At 37.6% G+C, this 2,295-nt stretch carries 3 protein-coding genes; 2 read left to right on the top strand and 1 reads right to left on the bottom strand.

Translation table 11 applies throughout. The features are described from left to right. Nucleotides 1-146: 146 nt before the first annotated feature. Nucleotides 147-329 (bottom strand): ribbon-helix-helix domain-containing protein, encoded by a 183-nt coding sequence (locus OEX01_09635; protein ID MDH5449244.1) that lies wholly within the window; start codon nucleotides 327-329, stop codon nucleotides 147-149. Nucleotides 330-620: 291 nt separating this feature from the next. Here OEX01_09635 and OEX01_09630 point away from each other — a divergent pair, with 291 nt between their 5' ends. Together OEX01_09630 and OEX01_09625 are read left to right on the top strand one after the other, a co-directional pair. Further along, nucleotides 621-1,451: a hypothetical protein gene (locus tag OEX01_09630; protein ID MDH5449243.1), complete on the top strand. Its 831-nt coding sequence runs from the start codon at nucleotides 621-623 to the stop codon at nucleotides 1,449-1,451. Between the two features lie 480 nt (nucleotides 1,452-1,931). After that, nucleotides 1,932-2,126: a hypothetical protein gene (locus tag OEX01_09625; GenBank protein ID MDH5449242.1), complete on the top strand. Its 195-nt coding sequence runs from the start codon at nucleotides 1,932-1,934 to the stop codon at nucleotides 2,124-2,126. Nucleotides 2,127-2,295 lie beyond the last annotated feature (169 nt).

Below are 2,295 nucleotides of genomic sequence, written 5' to 3'. Positions count from 1 at the left end.
GCTTAGGCGATGAAAAATCTCTGAGCAAGAGCCTCTTGGCAACGAAGGGGAAATTAAAGGGAAATTCAAACCCTGCTCTACGGAAGATTTTGCCTACTTGTTGCCTAAGTTTGACGCTGTGCCTTAGCCTCTTTCGGCAACCCAACTTAGGAAGCCTCCTTTTTGTTTTGGCTTTTCACAACGGCTAGTCGCAACCGCACAGCTTCGCTTATGAACTCTGCTACGCTTCGGTATTGTGGCACTTTTTCTATGAGTTTTTCAACTTCGTCTACAAGCTCTTTCTGTAATGATATTCCTCTAAACTGCCCCATTTGCTTTAACCTTACCATAGTGCTGTTAGAAAATTAATCTAAGTGTTTGTTCTATTTAATATTTGTGGTAAGGTTGCTTGAGGGATGCGGTAAATTTTAAATATTAGTTATGTGGTTATGGTAAGGCAAGGCTGTGGTAATCACTTTGACTAACAAAAGCTCTTCGTTGACAAACTGTAACTTAATAATATTTAATTGTATTATCTGTCATACCATCCCACTCGACAATGTTCTATTGAATGCGATCACTTTTCATTCGTTTCAACACCATCACACAGCACTTGTTTAAAATGGAGGTGAAAAACCAAATTGAAATACGCCCCAGAAATCGAAGTAAAAGTTTTCCAAGCAGTAAAAGAACTAGGAGAAGCAACACAAGAAGAAATCACTGCTTTTCTCAAAAAACATTTAGAAATTGAACTAGACTCCTCACACCTTCGCCGTTATCTGAGAAGATGGAAAGCAAAAAAAGTCTTCGCTTTCAACTACATTAAAGACCAAGAAGTAATCAAACTTGCAGATATTCCACCTTGGTATGCAAGCGGCATCATGGCATTAGTAACAGGATCAACAAACGAAACCATGCAATTAGAAATGGAAAAGCTCAACGACAGACTCAAGACACAAGGCAGAATAGTGCAGCCACGAAGCGTTTGGGGAGACTTCAAAACGTTTGAAGTTATCTTTGAAACTATTGATCCCATATTAGGAGGACGGTTAGACATGGAAACAACAGATGGAAATGGGTCTTTGCAATTCCCCCGAAATAGTGGAATGCCATTTGTTCCAATGAATTGGCTTAAAGGGTGGCTTAGAAGTAATGCGGGTTTAGTTGATTTGCCACAAGCAGTTTGCTATCATACGGCATGGAGTAATGGAGAATTTCTCGAAATTCCAACATTTGAACATAAGACTTTGACAAGCCGAAGAGGTGGTGTGATAAGCTATGAGGCTATTCCTAAGAAAACACAGTTCAAGGCAATTCTGAGATTTCCATTTAGAGGTTGCAAGATTACAAGTGAGAAACAGCTTAAGGAATGGTTGAAGTTGTTAGAGGTTGCGCCGCTTAGAGGTTTGGGAGCTAATCCGTTTGCGTTTGGTGGTCGAGTGAAACTCGTAGAAATCAAAGAAATAGCATAAGGATGCGTTATAACATGCTACTTGATTGCATCCGACAAAACACGATTCGATAAGACGACATTCGACATAACAAAATCCGATTTGACGGCATTCTACACAATCCTATTTTACAAAACCATACATTACCTCAAAACATTAAAAACAACACTACAACACCACAAAACATTTCATTGAATAACATGCAATCTCCCTCCTTTTTTTCTCTTCTCTCTCATCAAATTACATTTCACCGTATAAAATGCTATCTTATTGTGTTTGCTAGTATTCCATCTAATAACCTTCTACCTTATAAAAAGAAAAGCCATTTAATGCCACATGATGAGACCCTACTTAAGCTCCATTCTATCTAATATTACTTCACTTGATCTGATTCTATATAATCTCCTTCTTTTTTTTTCACGATTTATACGCCACTAAATTGCTTTATACTTGTGGTAACCCTTATATATTAAAGTAAATACTATTCATGGTGTGGAAAACGTGCCAAAAAAAGAAACAGGATTCAGAGGCATAAGTATAAAAAAAGAATTAATAGACGACGTAGAAAACACCGTAAACAAACACCCCGAACTAGGCTACAAAAACATAGCAGACTTCGTGCAAGAAGCCACAAGAATACGAATCCAAGAAGTTAAGAAGCAGATTTACGAATTTTCTTCAAAAAAGAAGCAGTAGCCTCTTCCACATCAACCCCTAATTCTTCAGCTTCATCAAGAAGTTCTTTCGGAAGAGTAATAACTTTCGTTTTCTTTTCCATTTTTGATACGATATTATAGTAAACGTAAAGCATTTAAAACCGTTCTTATATAAAGAATAGTTGGAGAGGCTAGAGAGAGAGGTAAGT

The organism is Candidatus Bathyarchaeota archaeon, from assembly GCA_029882535.1.
Classification (GTDB): Archaea; Thermoproteota; Bathyarchaeia; order Bathyarchaeales; family SOJC01; genus JAOUKM01.
This window is presented reverse-complemented; position numbering and strand designations above follow the sequence as displayed.